The organism is Nitrospira calida, assembly GCF_976986435.1.
This window is the reverse complement of record NZ_OZ335950.1, coordinates 1,495,386-1,511,990: the sequence shown is the minus strand read 5'-3', so window position 1 is coordinate 1,511,990 and position 16,605 is coordinate 1,495,386. Positions and strand designations below refer to the sequence as shown.

9 protein-coding genes and 6 pseudogenes are annotated in these 16,605 nt (G+C 58.5%); 1 reads left to right on the top strand and 14 read right to left on the bottom strand.

Annotation, left to right across the window (positions count from 1 at the left end; translation table 11 throughout):
* Positions 1–326: 326 nt before the first annotated feature.
* From ACWHTU_RS07505 to ACWHTU_RS07460, 10 genes and pseudogenes are all read right to left on the bottom strand, one after another.
* The gene (locus ACWHTU_RS07505; RefSeq protein WP_447862868.1) at positions 327–1,337 is read right to left on the bottom strand and encodes a hypothetical protein; all 1,011 of its coding nucleotides are present in this window, start codon (positions 1,335–1,337) and stop codon (positions 327–329) included.
* A gap of 442 nt (positions 1,338–1,779) precedes the next feature.
* A pseudogene (locus ACWHTU_RS07500) lies at positions 1,780–3,011 on the bottom strand (IS3 family transposase).
* A 64-nt stretch (positions 3,012–3,075) separates the two neighbouring features.
* A pseudogene (locus ACWHTU_RS07495) lies at positions 3,076–3,405 on the bottom strand (asparagine synthase-related protein); the annotation flags it as partial.
* Between the two features lie 44 nt (positions 3,406–3,449).
* Positions 3,450–4,127, bottom strand: a pseudogene (locus ACWHTU_RS07490) (hypothetical protein).
* A 145-nt stretch (positions 4,128–4,272) separates the two neighbouring features.
* The gene (locus ACWHTU_RS07485) at positions 4,273–5,118 is read right to left on the bottom strand and encodes a class I SAM-dependent methyltransferase (protein WP_447862867.1); all 846 of its coding nucleotides are present in this window, start codon (positions 5,116–5,118) and stop codon (positions 4,273–4,275) included.
* On the bottom strand, positions 5,115–6,251 hold the full coding sequence (locus ACWHTU_RS07480; RefSeq protein ID WP_447862865.1) for a glycosyltransferase: 1,137 nt from the start codon (positions 6,249–6,251) through the stop codon (positions 5,115–5,117). Before ACWHTU_RS07480 ends, ACWHTU_RS07485 begins: the two co-directional genes overlap by 4 nt.
* Positions 6,251–7,375 carry a glycosyltransferase gene (locus ACWHTU_RS07475; RefSeq protein WP_447862863.1) on the bottom strand — a complete coding sequence of 375 codons (1,125 nt, stop codon included), beginning with the start codon at positions 7,373–7,375 and terminating at the stop codon, positions 6,251–6,253. The genes ACWHTU_RS07480 and ACWHTU_RS07475 overlap by 1 nt, the downstream gene beginning before the upstream one ends.
* Positions 7,376–7,893: 518 nt before the next feature.
* A pseudogene (locus ACWHTU_RS07470) lies at positions 7,894–9,125 on the bottom strand (IS3 family transposase).
* A 141-nt stretch (positions 9,126–9,266) separates the two neighbouring features.
* Positions 9,267–9,404 (bottom strand): methyltransferase domain-containing protein, encoded by a 138-nt coding sequence (locus ACWHTU_RS07465; protein ID WP_447863328.1) that lies wholly within the window; start codon positions 9,402–9,404, stop codon positions 9,267–9,269.
* Between the two features lie 183 nt (positions 9,405–9,587).
* A pseudogene (locus ACWHTU_RS07460) lies at positions 9,588–9,986 on the bottom strand (class I SAM-dependent methyltransferase); the annotation flags it as partial.
* 333 nt (positions 9,987–10,319) lie between these two features.
* Here ACWHTU_RS07460 and ACWHTU_RS07455 point away from each other — a divergent pair.
* Positions 10,320–11,565: pseudogene (locus tag ACWHTU_RS07455) on the top strand (IS256 family transposase).
* Between the two features lie 122 nt (positions 11,566–11,687).
* Here the strand turns inward: ACWHTU_RS07455 and ACWHTU_RS07450 are convergent.
* The 4 genes from ACWHTU_RS07450 to ACWHTU_RS07435 form a co-directional block, all read right to left on the bottom strand.
* Positions 11,688–12,800: a glycosyltransferase family protein gene (locus ACWHTU_RS07450; RefSeq protein ID WP_447862861.1), complete on the bottom strand. Its 1,113-nt coding sequence runs from the start codon at positions 12,798–12,800 to the stop codon at positions 11,688–11,690.
* Positions 12,797–14,143, bottom strand: coding sequence for a murein biosynthesis integral membrane protein MurJ (gene murJ / locus ACWHTU_RS07445; protein WP_447862860.1), 1,347 nt, complete (start codon positions 14,141–14,143; stop codon positions 12,797–12,799). Before murJ ends, ACWHTU_RS07450 begins: the two co-directional genes overlap by 4 nt.
* Before the next feature lie 19 nt (positions 14,144–14,162).
* Positions 14,163–14,714, bottom strand: a complete 552-nt coding sequence (locus tag ACWHTU_RS07440; RefSeq protein ID WP_447863327.1) for a class I SAM-dependent methyltransferase — start codon at positions 14,712–14,714, stop codon at positions 14,163–14,165.
* 882 nt (positions 14,715–15,596) lie between these two features.
* Complete coding sequence (locus ACWHTU_RS07435; RefSeq protein WP_447862858.1) at positions 15,597–16,601, bottom strand: GDP-L-fucose synthase family protein; 1,005 nt, start codon at positions 16,599–16,601, stop codon at positions 15,597–15,599.
* Between the last annotated feature and the right edge of the window lie 4 nt (positions 16,602–16,605).

Here is a 16,605-nt window from a genome sequence, read left to right as displayed (position 1 = left end):
GATCACAACTGGGTTAGGGGCAAGCTTCACATCCAACCTGAAAACTGACTATGGTCAACGGCCATGGTACATGACAGGTAGACTGCGACGAGAGGAACAAACCGAATCTATTTTGATCTCTCAGTACAGATTCCCCTCCTTTTACAAGGAGGGACTTCCCGCTGGATTAAATCCGCCAGCGTCTTGCCCTCTCCAGATCCCCGGCGGCGTTCGCGTGCGGGATCTCGCGGCCAAGAGGTAAAGCACCAAAACGCCGAGTGCCCCCAGCATAACGGAAAACGCACGGTGCACCTAGACGATGCCCCTCCCCACTTGTGGCTGCTACATCAGTTCAACCGGTACAGAACACGATGTTGATGGAGATGGGCGTTCACGACTTCTGCAGCGAGCCGATGCCCTCTCTCATTCCAGTGGCCGTCGTGCGGCCATGAATGCGACTGCCCGGTCTCCAGAAAATCTTGCCTGAACGGCTGAAGCAGGTTGATCACCACAAACCCAGATTCCTTCCCTAGCTTGTCAATCTCCTGAAAGGGTTTTGCGAAGTCCCAGGTGATGGACTGGGCGGCTGGATATTTCCGTAACATCTCTTCCCATCGTTGTTCAACCATGGCTGTTGACGCGATAAGCATCACCAGGAACTTCGCACCGTGCCGCTCTGCTAATTCTTTCGATTCTCTGATCATTCTGAGTGTCATCTGATACGCCTCGGGCCATGGCTCAGGTGGATCTGCGACATAGACGTACCAATCCTCTGGGATCGAGATTCGGGCGGATCCCTGTTGTATCGCACCGGCCGGCGCAAGGAGTCCCATGCCAGCCAACCAACCCTCTACAGGCATGGACACGGTAGCCTGACGAACCAAATGGAGAAAAGCGCTCCGCCGCAGGAATGGCCTCAGGCCGGCGCCGAGCCCCGAAACCTGTGGTGCGATATATTCCAAACTTTCATCCGTCCGTAGAGCGTAGTATGGTTTGAACACTGCCCCGCTCAGACTCCGATAGCTATCGCGAAAGTCATTGTCAGGAAGCACCGCCATAAGAACAAGGTCCGGCCTGTAGAGAAGTCCCTTTTTCTCCAGAATACGGTAGTACTGCGCTGGTCCCGAGCCGGAGACGCCCAGGTTAATCACTTCCACCTGTTTTTCTGTCAGCCAGCCTCTCACCATTCGCTCGAGTTGCCGCGTGAAATTCTGATCAATGGGAACTTGCAGGCCCTCGATATACGAATCCCCAAGAACCAGGATCCGATAGACCCAGGGAGACTTGGTAATCGCATGCTCCACATCATGAAATCCAGCGCTGTTGGTAAGAATGGCAACATCATAGTCCTCGTTCACCCAGCGGCTGTGTTGATGAGGCGCCAGGATTGGGCCGACCTCAGGATCCATGAAATATTCGACCGTGGAGAGCGGATGAAGGATCCTAGTCAGCACCTCGGCAGTGGCCAGGGCAACGAAGATCCCAATACACAGCGCAACGAGGTTTAAGGCAATCCGACGAGGCACGAGAAGTCTTTCCGGCAGGCTTCGCCTATGTGCCTGATACCTGTCTATTGTGCGACATGCTGGGCTTATGGCGACGTTGCATCCTCTTCCAGCGTCTTAATCAGCGGGCGAATGGCCGATGTACCGCTCCCGATTTCTTGGACACTGTTGTAGCGGTATTCGACCCGACCCGTGGGTCGCGTCGCTCCACGATTGCCGTTCTTGGGGCAACTGTGTGTGTCGAGTTTTGGCAATGGCCCATCGGTTGTCCTGATTGCATGGACTCTCGGCGTGGTCATGCCGCCTCCTGAGTCACCAGGAAATCGCGGCGTACCTGCGCCGGCGAGCGAAAGCCATGGCGCTCCACCAACCACTGCTCATTGTAGGTGGCCAGCCAAGCCTGGAGCGCCAAGCGGAGCTCCTCGACCGTGCGGAACGTCCGCACCCACAGCAGTTGTTCCTTGAGCGTACGGATGAACCGCTCCGCGATCCCGTTACCCTCCGGAGCCCGGACGAAGGCTGGACTGGACGTGATCCCAAGGAACCGCAGTTACGCCTGAAAGTCGTCGCTCAGATACTGGCTGCCATGATCATGCCGGACCTGCAATCCCGCCGCGATCCCGGCCGCCACCGCCCCGAACTGGCGCCGGCCCCCTTGGCGGACCGGCTCGATGGCTTCGAAGCGGGTGGCCTGCGTCGCCGCATGGATGCCGCCCCCTTCCCAGGTGCAATGATCCACCGCGACAAAGACGGTCGCGGGGCCGTCCTCCAGCGTCACCATGCTGGTGGCGTCGGTGCCCCATATCTGATGGGGCCGGTCGGTGGTGATCGTCCCGTCGTGGGCCTGCAGCCCCCAGACCCGCTGGGCTCGACTCGGGGCCAAGAGGCCCGCCTGCCGCATCAGGCGGAGCACCCGGCGCTTGGAGGTGCGAATGCCCTGCACGCGGAGTCGCGCCCAGACTTTGCGATGCCCTTCACCCAGAAACGGCGACGCCGCGAGCACCTGGCGGATGTGGGCCGTGAGCATCTCATCCGTGTAGACGGTCTTCGGTCCCCGTTTGGCCGGCTCACCCCGCGGGCGTTCGGCACGGCCCTGCTGGTGATAAAACGTCGCCCGGCTCAGACCCCACTCCTGGCAGACCCGGACCACGCCATACGGACGGTTGACGGAAGACGACGTGGCGCGGCTCATCGCGTCGGCCTCCCGGCGACCAAAGGGGTGCCACCTCGCAGACGCCTCACCGCCTCGCGGGAGAGTTCGAGCCGCATCGTGAGATCTCCGACCAAGGCCTTCAACCGGGCCAGTTCCTCGTCCCGCCCATCAGCCGCCCGACTCTTCAGCCCGGCCTGGCCACTCGCACGAAACTGGTCCCGCCATTCGGAGAGCTTGGCTGCCGTGAGCCCGAGCTCACGGGACACAAGATCGAGATCCTCGCCGCGCAGCACCCGGAGCACGGCCTCGACCTTCTTGCGCGAGGAAAAGCGGCCTCGCTCCGCCTTCGACTTCGCCATGGACACCTCCTTCATTGAGGGAGCAGGATGCCCCGACTCAGTGTCCAAAGAAATCGTGGGGCGGGGGACTTCCTCGCCATTACCGCAAACGGCGGGGTGGTAGAGACCGCCAGCCAGTTCGATGCGTAATGGCCGTGCCATAACAAAAACCTTGAAAATGTTTCAATGCAAGACCTGACCCCCTATGGTAATCCGCGAGTTGGGCAACGAGAAAAGTGAGAATCTGCGAAGAATCGGCGAAGAGTTCGTGATACAGTTCCAGCGGGCGCGGAATCACCGCCACTGCCTCATCCGACGTCACATAGAGCTCGGTATGTTCGGTGCCCAAATGCGCCGCCACAGCATGGGCGCACTCGGCCTCGTTGTAACCCTTTTCGTGGAAACCGATGGTGAAGGCCTTCACCAGCTGGCTCGACTGCGCTTGCTACAAAGCAACCACGGTCGAGGAATCGATCATCGCGGAAAGAAAAGTGCCCAGAGCACGTCGGCCACCATCTGGCCGCTAATCGACCGGCTCAGGCTGGCTTCCAATTTCTCCAGCGCTATCGCATCATCCAGGTCCTCGCGCAGCGGCCTCGCTGCAGCCTCACACACACGCCAATAGAACCTCGGCAGCGGCAAACTACCAACTGGATCCGTTACCGCCAGCGAAAGGAAAGCCCCGGACGGCAGCCTGAAGATTCCGTTGTAGATGGAATACGGCGCCAGCACGTGGTCTTGGCGCAGGTAGAGCGCCAGCGCATTGCGATCCACTTCGCCGTGGAACGCCGGATGCGCCTTGAGTGCCTTCAGTTCCCACCCGAACAAGAACACATCGCCTTGCCGGCCGTAGTACGGGGGCTTCTCGCCCATGCGGTCGCGCGCAAGCGTCAGTATGCCGCGCTATCGATCCCGGAGCGCGAAGGCGAACATGCCCACACAGCGCTTTAGCACCGCCTCGATGCCACGCGCATCAACCGTGGCAAGCAGCGTTTCGGTACGCGAATGGTCGAGCCAGGTGGGCACCTACGCTTGCAGCTCCAGCGCTCTCTGCAGCTGCACATAGTTGTAAAACTCCTCGTGGAAGGCGATGATATACCGGCCCGAAGCTGACGCCCTCGGCTGATGGCTGGCTGTGGAAAGGTCGAGGATGGAAAGGCGCGATTCCTGCTTCTACATCCACCCAATCGCCCGCATTGTCCTGCCTACGGTGAACAAGCGTATCGCTTACCCGGAGCAATACTTCAGTACTTCCGTGGTTCATCGGAGCCTAGCCAGCCGAGTATGCCGCACATGGTCAACCTTTGATGCCGATCGCACACCAATAGGGCGCTCGATCCGAAAAGCGAATGTCGCCAAAGCCAGCATCTGCAAGCATCTTGCATATCTCGTCACGGGTGAAACGCTGTTCCAGGCGCGTCCCGAACCGATCTAGAGCGTCTGTTCTGAGCACATAGAACGGCTTGTCCCGATAGTAGGCCAGCGGCCAGCCGCTCGGAAGAGTGCCTAGACACTCCATCATCAACGCCATCCGGGCCAAAGGCCAATAGACACACGCAGCAATTATCTGGCTGGCCATATAGCGCAGTGAATGAGGCAACCGAGACACTAATCGCCGAATTCCATCGCTGATCCACCACAGCGCACGATAGGCTACGCCGCGGTTATCGAACGCGTAGTACAGGTAGACGAGAAATGGAGCGCCTTTCCTCAGCTTAGCCGCCACTGCGGCAATCGCTGCCGCAGTATCGGGAACATGGTGCAGCACCCCAAGCGAGTAGGTAAAATCCAAAGAAGCATCATCAATAGGCAGTGCGCCAACTGAGGCGTTGAGAAAACTGACATTCGGCACGTCACGAAGATTCGATTTCGCGACGGCAAGCGCCGCTGGGCTCGCGTCGATCAGCACAAGGTGTCCAACTCGCGGAGCGACGAGTTTCGCCCACCGCCCGCTACCGCAGCCGATATCGGCCCCCACTGCATCGGGTGGCAATGCCGCCCAATCGAACAGAGAAAAGTAATCGGAAAATATCTGTTCGCACACATCCGCATCCAGCCGGTCCTGGGGAAACCGAGACCACTCGTCACTGAACCCGCGAACAGTCTGCACATCGAGATTCGCGTCTCGCCAATCGGTATTCACCGCCCATTCACCCTCAAGAACTCATACAATTCTTCATACCGACGCACGATGCGGCCGATCTCGAAATGACATGCCACGCGCGCTCGGGCCTTTTCACCCAATGCCACCCTTTGCTCGCGCGAAAGCTTGAGCATCCCTATCACTCCCGCCGCAAAACTGGCCATGTCGCCGGCCGGCACGACGGTTCCTGTATCACCTATGATAGAGGCGCAGTCGCCGACGTCAGTCGCCACGCAGGGCACACCAACTGCCATAGCCTCGCCAACGACATTCGGGAACGCCTCCGCATGGGAAGGACATGCCAGTACGTCGAGCGCCGCCATGAGTTCCGGCACATCGTCGCGTGACCCGAGCAAGTGCGTATTCTCCAATAAGCCCGCCTTTTCTATCCACCGCATCAATTCCTCGTTGTCACGATCGACGCCCTTCCCCGCCAAGAGAAAATGCACCTGCGGCATCTGCCGATGCACCACTGCCATTGCCGAAACAAAACCGTAATGATTCTTCAGAGGATCAAAGCGGCTGATCATGCCTACCAGCAATGTGTCATCGCCACATCCCAGGCTTGCGCGCATCCTGCTGCGGGCAGCATTATTGGGCCGGAAGCGGGTCATATCGAAGCCGTTCGGCACAACACTCATCTTCTCCACCGCGTATCCCAGCGAGACGTGTATACGGCTGGCGGTCTCGGAGTTCAGGAAGATACGCCGCGGAATTATATGCGACAGCAGTGCGCCGACCTGGCGGACAGCGCGCGTAGTCCAATGCGTCTTGTCGGAGTCCAGGTTACTGCTACGAATGCTCCAGCAAACGGCGTCGATTCCGGCCAGTCTTGCCGCCAGCCCGCCGAACAGGTCAGCGTGATAGAGCCAGGTGTGCACGATGTCAGGCTCGAACCGCTTGACCTCCCGAAGCAGGCGGCGGAAGCCAGACAAACCGGACAGCCCTGAGGTCATCCCCAGCGCTTGTACCGGAATGTCAAGTGCCGCGATACGCGGTCCGATGTCGCCGACTGTCGTCAGAGAGATCACCATCGGCTTATAGCGCCCACGATCCAGTCGCTCCAGCAGCCGGAGGAGCATGATTTCCGCACCGCCAGTCGCGAGACCGGTAATGATGTAGAGCACCCGCATCAGAGGCTCTCCAACAAGACCTGCTCGGTACGCGACACCATGCGCTCCACGGAAAACTCCTTAACGATACGACTCCTGGCCTGGCGCCCAATATCGACGTTTTCCTCGATCCGATCCAGCATCCTTGCAATCGCTCCCGCCAAAGCATTCGCATCGCGGGGCAGCGCGACTTCGCCCCTATCACCGACGATGCGCGCGGAATCCCCGACATCGGTCACCACGCAAGGCCGTTCGCAGGCCATGGCTTCGGCGATGGCATTGGAAAACCCTTCGCCAAAAGAAGAAGAAGAAACAGCGATATCGAGTGCGCTTAGCACCGCCGGCATGTCCGCGCGAGAACCTGCCCAGATCACCCGATCGGCAATGCCCAACGTTTGAGCAAGCGCATTCAATTCGGTTTGGTAGGCCGGATCCCCACTACCGACACAGATAAACCGGAGATTATTCCGTCGCTGTTCAAGCAACGCACACGCTTGGAGAAAATTGCGATGATCTTTCATAGCATCGAGCCGCGCCACGATGCCAATCGCCGTCTCACAAGCGCTGACTTTCCATTCGTCGCGGACACGCTCGCGCCCGGCGGCATCGAACCTGAAACGCTCCGTATCAATCCCGTTTTCGATGACCACTATTCTGTGTTGCGGAAAGCCCCGGCTAATCGCCCAAGCTTTTCCGGCATGCGAATTCGCCACAATCACGTCGGCAGCCTGGCTCAATAGAGCCTCCAGCCGAGAGATTAGCCTCGAAAGCCAGTCGTAATACTGCATTTCCATTCCGGCAGCACGTATGCTCCAGACTAGCCGGGAACGCCACACCACCGGGCGAAGCAATGCCGTCAGGAGGTTCGGCAGGTCGAGAAAAGAATAGATCGTTGTCGGTCGCAACCGACGCAGGATTAGCGCAAGACGGATCAAGAACCCGAAGACATCCCAACGACCGCGCTTGCCAACGAACTGGACAGGTACCCCTGCAGCGGCAAGCTCTCCGTCAAAGGCTCCCCCGGCATAGAAGAGCACCACGTGAACTTCTCGCCCTCTTTCTCTCAGAGCCTTGACCAGAGTCACAATCTGCCTTTCCGCACCACCTTGGTCGAGCTTGCGGGCGAGCAGGACATGGCGACTCATGGTGCCTTTTGCAAAACAAACACAAACGTAGCCGAACTAAGAAGACAGACTAACTCCCAGCGCCTTTCTATGGGATATCGACGGAAACCCGCCCGAGCCGATACAAAAAACGCGCTCGGCCAACCCTCGACTAAATCGAAGTCGCTTTCCTGGAATAGTTTGAGCCAGCGCCGTCGACTAAAATACCAGAGCTCCGATATGGCCGAGGGCTATCCCGTGCGATCTGCTCCCACAATACACACTTGAAGCGCTCCATACGTCACGAGAGCGAACCTGATTGTCAGACCCTACCGGTGCGATTCCAGCTGAGGGATGTCGACCGCCAACAATGCTGACGAGTCGCCTGACAATAGGTATGTAATGTGTACCGCTCCCGATTTCTTGGACACTGTTGTAGCGGTATTCGACCCGACCCGTGGGTCGCGTCGCTCCACGATTGCCGTTCTTGGGGCAACTGTGTGTGTCGAGTTTTGGCAATGGCCCATCGGTTGTCCTGATTGCATGGACTCTCGGCGTGGTCATGCCGCCTCCTGAGTCACCAGGAAATCGCGGCGTACCTGCGCCGGCGAGCGAAAGCCATGGCGCTCCACCAACCACTGCTCATTGTAGGTGGCCAGCCAAGCCTGGAGCGCCAAGCGGAGCTCCTCGACCGTGCGGAACGTCCGCACCCACAGCAGTTGTTCCTTGAGCGTACGGATGAACCGCTCCGCGATCCCGTTACCCTCCGGAGCCCGGACGAAGGCTGGACTGGACGTGATCCCAAGGAACCGCAGTTACGCCTGAAAGTCGTCGCTCAGATACTGGCTGCCATGATCATGCCGGACCTGCAATCCCGCCGCGATCCCGGCCGCCACCGCCCCGAACTGGCGCCGGCCCCCTTGGCGGACCGGCTCGATGGCTTCGAAGCGGGTGGCCTGCGTCGCCGCATGGATGCCGCCCCCTTCCCAGGTGCAATGATCCACCGCGACAAAGACGGTCGCGGGGCCGTCCTCCAGCGTCACCATGCTGGTGGCGTCGGTGCCCCATATCTGATGGGGCCGGTCGGTGGTGATCGTCCCGTCGTGGGCCTGCAGCCCCCAGACCCGCTGGGCTCGACTCGGGGCCAAGAGGCCCGCCTGCCGCATCAGGCGGAGCACCCGGCGCTTGGAGGTGCGAATGCCCTGCACGCGGAGTCGCGCCCAGACTTTGCGATGCCCTTCACCCAGAAACGGCGACGCCGCGAGCACCTGGCGGATGTGGGCCGTGAGCATCTCATCCGTGTAGACGGTCTTCGGTCCCCGTTTGGCCGGCTCACCCCGCGGGCGTTCGGCACGGCCCTGCTGGTGATAAAACGTCGCCCGGCTCAGACCCCACTCCTGGCAGACCCGGACCACGCCATACGGACGGTTGACGGAAGACGACGTGGCGCGGCTCATCGCGTCGGCCTCCCGGCGACCAAAGGGGTGCCACCTCGCAGACGCCTCACCGCCTCGCGGGAGAGTTCGAGCCGCATCGTGAGATCTCCGACCAAGGCCTTCAACCGGGCCAGTTCCTCGTCCCGCCCATCAGCCGCCCGACTCTTCAGCCCGGCCTGGCCACTCGCACGAAACTGGTCCCGCCATTCGGAGAGCTTGGCTGCCGTGAGCCCGAGCTCACGGGACACAAGATCGAGATCCTCGCCGCGCAGCACCCGGAGCACGGCCTCGACCTTCTTGCGCGAGGAAAAGCGGCCTCGCTCCGCCTTCGACTTCGCCATGGACACCTCCTTCATTGAGGGAGCAGGATGCCCCGACTCAGTGTCCAAAGAAATCGTGGGGCGGGGGAATAGGTATGTAATGCGAAGAACTCGTCCAAGTTCGCTAAGCGGGCATCGGAAGAATATGTATTGTCCGGCTATCAGGTTTCACACCCGCTATACTGCAGAGAGCGTTGTTTTCAACTCTGGAAGGTGTTCAAAAACATTGAACGAGAACACGACATCGGAATGACCGTCTGGGTAGGGAAGGTCTTGGCCATCATAAAATACGCATGAGAAAGTAGGCTTCGGAATCCCGGCGAAGGCGTCGACTACATCGACGCTGTCACTGGCCCCCTAGTCGATGGGATTAGACTGGCTTGATAGTTGTTGCCGCCACCGATTTCCAGAACACAAGTCCCTGGCTGGAAGAATCTGCTGATACGCTTGAACTCTTTTCTACACATCAAGTAGGGGCGTTATAATGCATTCGCTCAATCAACTTGGCTTTCGCGCGCAAAAATAAATGTTCCTGTAAAGGCCGTATGTTCCAATACTTAGCCAGGACAGAAATTTCTTAATTGCCCCTTGCAACTTGCGCCACCAGCCAACCGATTTCCACTCTATGAAGAAATGCTCGTAGGCCGAATCCACCAGAAAGTACTGCCTCAAGGCGGCTGTGAAGGTTTCAGCAGTAAAGCTCCGTTTGTAGCCCCACCTATGAAATCGGGATCCGCAGTGGGAACATATCACGAGGGAGTCCTCAAGTTTCTCGCGCGCAGGGACCGTCCCGATAAATCGGCTGCCTGGACGGAGGACTCTTCTGACCTCCGTCAAGGCTGCCTGGAACACCTCTTCGTCCAGGTGCTCGAGCACCTCTGACATTACAACAACGTCGAAATACCCATCTCAGGGAAGAGCATCGCCTGGCAAAAACCAATTTGCGCCTTTTCGCTCGATCGGAGTTCATTTTGTAACCGCTCTATTACGCGTTTACTTGGATCAAGAGACCAGACATCGCCCCCCTGTTTTTCACCACCATTCTTTCTAGAGCACCATTTCCCACACCAATATTCAAGGCGCATATGCCTGCGCTGTAAGCGCCTTGCCAGAAACTCAAGGTGCCCTGAGGTATAAACAGAAGGTGTGGAAATAGGAAAAGGACGGTGGCCACCTTTCGGGTAACTAACCCCACCGGGCCGAGGTTTGGCTAAGAAAGGAGGTACCGCCGTGAACGAGCAGAACCCAGAGATTGGAGTGGCGTCAAGATATCTATGGGACCATCTAGAGGACTTTGTGCACGGCCACATCCAGCAATTCGTCCAGCGACTGTTAGTGGAAGAGGTCACGAGGCGGCTGGGCCGGGCGAAATCGGCGCGGCGGGCCGCAGTGGACGCACCGGAAGGGTACCGCGCAGCAATGGGTACGGTCAGCCCCGGAAGCTGGCCCTGACCTGCGGGACGATCACGGTGGCCACGGGTGCGTGGCCTGGCCGAGCGGTTCGTCAGTCGGGTCCTCCCGCTGTGCAAGCGGCGCACGAAGCAGGTGGGGGAGCTGCTCCCACAGTTGTATCTGCACGGATTGGCGCGCAGGGATTTCGAGCTGGCGCTGCGGGGGCTGTTGGGCGAGGGGGCGCCGTTGTCGCCCGCCTCGCTGCAGCGGCTGAAAGCCCAGTGGCGGCAGGAATACGTGGCCTGGAAACAGCGGCGGCTCGACGACCTCGAGGTCGTGTATGTCTGGGCGGACGGGCTGTACGTGAAAGCCGGTCTGGAGGCGGGCAAGGCGGCGCTGCTGGTCCTGATCGGGGCGCTGACGGATGGGTGCAAGGTGGTCCTCGCGGTGGAGAGCGGCCAGCGGGACTCGAAGGAGTCCTGGGGAACGGTGTTGCGGGATCTGCGGACGCGGGGGCTCAAACCCTGGCGCTGCACCATCGCCGATGGCCATCTCGGCATCTGGGCGGCGCTCGCCGAGCCGCAGCCGACGGCCGCCGAGCAACGGTGCTGGAACCATCGGATCGTCAACGTCCTGGATGCCTTCCCGAAGCAGTACCAGGCTGAGGCGAAGACCATGCTGAAAGCCATGCCGTATGCCGAGACGCACGTGGAGTGCGAACGCCTCCGGGACCAGTTCGGCCGCCGGTACCGCACACTAGCTCCGAAGGCGGTCGAACGGTTACACCACGATTGGGAACGGCTGATCACGTTTTATCAGTTCCCGAAGGACCACTGGCGACATCTGCGAACCACCAACGTGGTCGAGTCGCCCTTCGCTGCCGTGCGACTGCGGACGTCGGCGGGCAAGCGGGACCAGCGCGTGGAGTCGGCCACCGCGCGCATCTGGAAAGTGCTCCAGGTCACCGAGCGCACCTTCCGGCGATTGAACGCGCCGGAGTTGTTGCCGGCGCGTCTATGCCGGCACACAGTATGGGGATGGAGTCCGGACGAATCGCGTCATCCCGCAGGAAGTCGCTGCCTGATTCCATTTCCACACTTGTTAACAGGACCTCGGCGCCCTTGATTTTGCGCGAACGAATCAACTCCCCCGTTCTGGTAGTAATCCCAGACCTTTTCTTGATCGGATGCCGCCGGTTCCATACCCTCACTCCCTATCAAACCGCACAGGCGGTCTAATGGTTTCGCACCAACGCAGGAAGGTCAGCAAATTGGCTTCCCATTCGTAATCTCGCCAATAGCGTTCGAAGCCGGCCTTGGCAATGCGTACGCGTTCGTCATCATTGGCGAGATAATGTTCAATCAGCTCGATGGCGTCGTCAAGTGTATCGTAATACACAGCCTCACGATCCGGCTCGAATATTCGGGAGTGGCCATCAGCATCACCTTTGTCACAAATCATCATCATGCCGTGCGCCGGAATCTCATAGGTGCGCATATTTCCGCACTCATAAGGCTGATCCGAGACGTGCATGTTCAACCCAATCTTTGCCCGCCAATAAAGCATCGTGCGTTGCTCTGGGGTCAGGCTGGTAACGCGATACGGATAAACCGGCTTGCCCAGCAGCCCTCGAACGATACCGAAATATCCCTTGAATGGCCAACGTCCATGGACCTGCAGGCGCGAACCGAAATGGCGCTTGAGGCGAATGAGCCGGTCGACTTTCGAGGCACTCGGATTGCCCACGTAGACGACGTCGATGTCGCGATGACGAAAGAAAGATTCATCCGCGCAATCGGGCCGCTGATAGGGAAACGGGACCAATGGCCACCAGGTTGCCGGCTTGTTACTCCATCGCTCGATCGCTTTGTCAAACGGCAAGTTGTCGATGTAACTGGGCGAAATAAAAAAGGCGCCGTCAAAAGCCCAGAGATATGGAATGCCACGCAGATAGGTCGACAGCGGATCGTCAATGAAACCGAGAACCTTGACGGGTTTCTTGAGTTCGCGTACTAGCAACTCGGGATGGATGAAGTTGTAGGTGCTCATCACGATCAAGTCGAAGTCGCGGAAGCGATCGATGAAATCGCCCGCCATGCGCATGTAGTTTGGATCGCGCTCGCGATAGAGCCGGTCCACGCCAGCTGCACCGGCAGTTAGGGCACGGCGCTTGTCATAGCCATTTAATCCCCAGATGACTAGATCAGACCATGACCAGCGCGAGCCAGAAGGGAAGTACGACAACGGATCGAAAGTCTCGATGCGATAGCCGTGGAAGTCATCCATCGGCGGAAAATTGAACAGGCAGACTTTTTTCATCGGGATAGGCGGCGTAGTGACCGGCATGCGGTGAAGTAAGAAGCGATTGCAAGCAAAGCCGAAACGATGACAGCTGCCCAGGCAATACTGGGCAGTCCATAGCGCATGGTAAGCACGTACGCCAACAATGCCTGCAATAGCACGCCCAGCGCCATGTAAAGGCAGAGCAATCCGTTGAGATTGAGCGCTGCTAAGGTTTTGAAACCGAGCATGCTTACCAGAGCAAAGGGGATTTGCATGAAATAGGCAAATTGTATCGGCGCCACACGCTTGGTTGCGGCGGCGTCAAATGCGCCACGCTGATAGAACAGTGCGACGATCTCCGACGAAAAAATGCCCAACGGCAAGGCCAACAGCGTACCGCCAGCCAGTAGCCAGCCAGCGATTTTATTCAGACTATGCAGGCTATAGGCATAGTTGCCCTGTCCAATCTGAGCGGAAAAATAGGGCAAGGTGGTGATGCCGAGGGGGGTGAGCAGTATGCCCAGCAGGGCGGCGGGCAGTTTGTTGCCATACACCAGCGCCGCGTTGGAGCCTTCACCCATGGCTGCGGCGATGGCCTGTTCAACCAGCGGGCCGATCGCCTGCACAAACGTTCCCGGCAACAGCGCGAGGCTGGCCATGGTGATCGGGGCCAAGCCCCTGAGGCTTGGCCGGATTTGAGAGGAAAAAACTCCCAGCCGGGATAATGCAGCCATCAACAGCAAACTTTCCATGGCGGTACCGACGCCCAACGCTACGGCCAGCAACTGCCACCCGGCCCACGAACCCAGGACAAGAACTGCCAGCATAATCGCCACAGGAGTCACAACAGGCAGCAGGCCATTGGCCAGAAAACGCCCGTTGGCTTGCAGGGTGCCGTAGCCAAGGAGATTGAAACCATTCAGGAAATAGTAGGGAATCAACCAATAAAGCGCGGCTTGCAGGGCTTGCCGGTTGTCTGAGGAAAAACCCGAAGTAAGCCAGGGCAACACATGAGGCAGTACCCAGAGCCAAATTGGCAGCAATCCGGCCAAAATGATCAGCGTAAGCAGGCAGGTTGCTGAAAAGCGGCTGGCTGCCGTGTCCCTGTCGAGGCCGCTGGAAAGATGGACGATCAGCGCGGTCTGCACCGCGTTGAGCAGAATGCTCAACGGCATGCCGATCAGCACAAAGGCAACAAGATAAATGTCGAGTGCACCCGATAGCCCGAACGTGGCGGCTACCACCACTTCCTTGGCGAAACCCAGGACTTTCGACAGCAGCGAGGTAGCGGCCGCCACGAGCGCGGCATGCCCCAACCTGCGCAACGGCGAGCGCGCTACATAGGCATTCCAATACAAAATGGCGCGGGCGATGAGCAATGGCAGTATTTTCCGTGATTCAGGCGGGTTTATCGCATTCGACATTTAGACTGATGAGCGTGCCATGTTCCTTGTCCATGTGCGGAATGTAGGCCTGCGAAAAGTCATCGACGTCTGCGTGTTCGGTAACGCGCCAGTCGTAGTGCCGAACATTGACGAAGCCGGCCTCTTCGAGTTGCCGCGTCAGCGTGGGAAAATCGAATACGTTGTAGTGGATGTTGTAAAGGTAGTCCTGGCGGCCAAATAGCGGGCCAATCACCAAATCCAGGCGGCCGAACTTCCGATAGACCTCGCAGAGACTGGCGAAATCCGGCACCGAAGTGCGCAACGTGCCTCCCGGCTTGAGTACGCGATGCCATTCCCTCAGTACCCGGCCGACATCGCGTCGCTTGAAGTGCTCCAGGACATGGCAGTTGTAGATCAAATCGACCGAGTTGTCCGGGATGAACGACAGGTTGTCGATCGTCGTGACATGCTCGATGTGCGGATAGTCGACCGCATCGATATGGACAAAGCCTGGAATGTAGCGCTTGCCACAGCCGAGGTGTAGCTTCATGGTTGACTGGTCTATCAGGAGAATTGTTGAAAATGTCCTGTGAAGGCACGAACTGTAGCCGCATTGCCTAGATGTCAGCCAAAACCCGAACTGCCAAAAAGGCGTGCCCGGGCGGCCACGAAGTGCATGAAACTGTCATCCATATCCCGGATTGTTCTCAGATAGGCATCTCGCAAGAAATTCTTTACAAGCTGAACGGCTGCGGGCTGGACAGCTGATGAGGTTACGATCAAATACAAATACATCTCAAACCACGACGCAGAGTGCCATACGCAACCCCAACCCACCCCAAAGGCAACGTTGGCCAGCAACCGCCCAGATCAAGAAGCAACCCCTGGGGGACAAGGAAGAGCCTGTACCTTCCGCGCTGTCTTTGCCCGGGACCCCTGCGTTGGAAGCATTCAATATACAACGCCCATATCAGCATGAAGGCCGTTGCCAGAAAAAAATAAGGAACTGAAACAAGGCTGATTTTCCCAAGCGTCTCGGCCACTCCACCAATCAGACCGACGTGATAGCCCAGCGCAATGCTGCCGAGCACGACATAAAGCCGATCAGCCATAATGCGGTAAGGGTAGCTTGTGTTAATCCAGACCGATAAATGTCCTACACAGGTTATCGTCTGTAATAACCCAAAACGAAGACCGCATAAGACAACGCCAACACTAGCGCCGTCCAAGCATTCCCATGCGACCGCGTCTGATAAGCAGGCTTCTGCCTGACCGCGTCTTCTCCAAGAATGAGCATGTTCAGCGGCAAGAAAACGACGAAAGGGAAATAGGCACACTTGAACAAGGACAAGGGTCGAGTGGCCGCTGCGCGCGCAGCCGTTGAATCTCCCCGGCGGCAATGTATACGCCCAATGGCAGATCCAGAAGAACAAGCAAGCTTGTCATCTTAAAAGTCGGCGCTGTCAGGACGACACCTCATCGTTTGACAGAAGTCGGCGTAGGCAGCGGCCAGTCCCGCGCTCAAGCTTGTCCTCGCCTGCCAGCCTATGGCGTACAGGCGAGAGACATCGAGCAGTTTCCTGGGCGCCCCATCCGGCTTGGAAGTGTCGAACACGATCTTTCCGCGATAGCCGACCACATCCTTCACGACTTCCGCCAGCTCTTTGATCGTCACATCTTCCCCGATTCCGATATTCACGACCGGCGGCAGAAAGACTCCCGTCTTCGCTTCGTCGCTGCCCAGCAGGATATCGAAGGTTTCGTCCGGCAGGTTCATGAGGAAGACACAGGCATCGGCCATGTCATCTGAGTAGAGGAACTCCCGCCGGGGGGTACCGGTGCCCCAGACGATCACGGTTGGGGCATTGGTTTGTTTGGCTTCATGGAATCTGCGGATCAGCGCTGGGATGACGTGGCTGTTTTCCCGGTGGTAGTTGTCGCCGGGACCGTAGAGATTGGTGGGCATCACGGCGAGATATTGGGTGCCGTATTGCCGGTTGTAGCTCCAGCACATCTCGATGCCGGCGATCTTGGCTATTGCGTAGGGGCGGTTGGTGGGTTCGAGCGGGCCGGTGAGGAGGTATTCCTCTTTCATCGGCTGCAGAGCAAGTCTGGGGTAGATGCAACTGGAGCCGAGGAACAGCAGTCGCTTCACACCCGTGCACCAGGCTTCGTGAATGACGTTGGTCTGGATGGCGAGATTATCGCGGAAGAATTCGGCAGGGTAGGTATTGTTGGCATGGATACCCCCAACTTTGGCGGCGGCGAGAAAGACATACTCAGGCTTTTCGTGGGCGAAGAATTCTTCAACCTCGGCCTGGCGGGTGAGATCGAGTTCGGCATGGGTGCGCGTCAGCAGGTTGGTGTAGCCCTTGGCCTGAAGATTGCGCATGAGGGCGGAACCGACAAGCCCACGGTGACCGGCGATGTAGATTTTCGCATCCTTGTCCATCAGG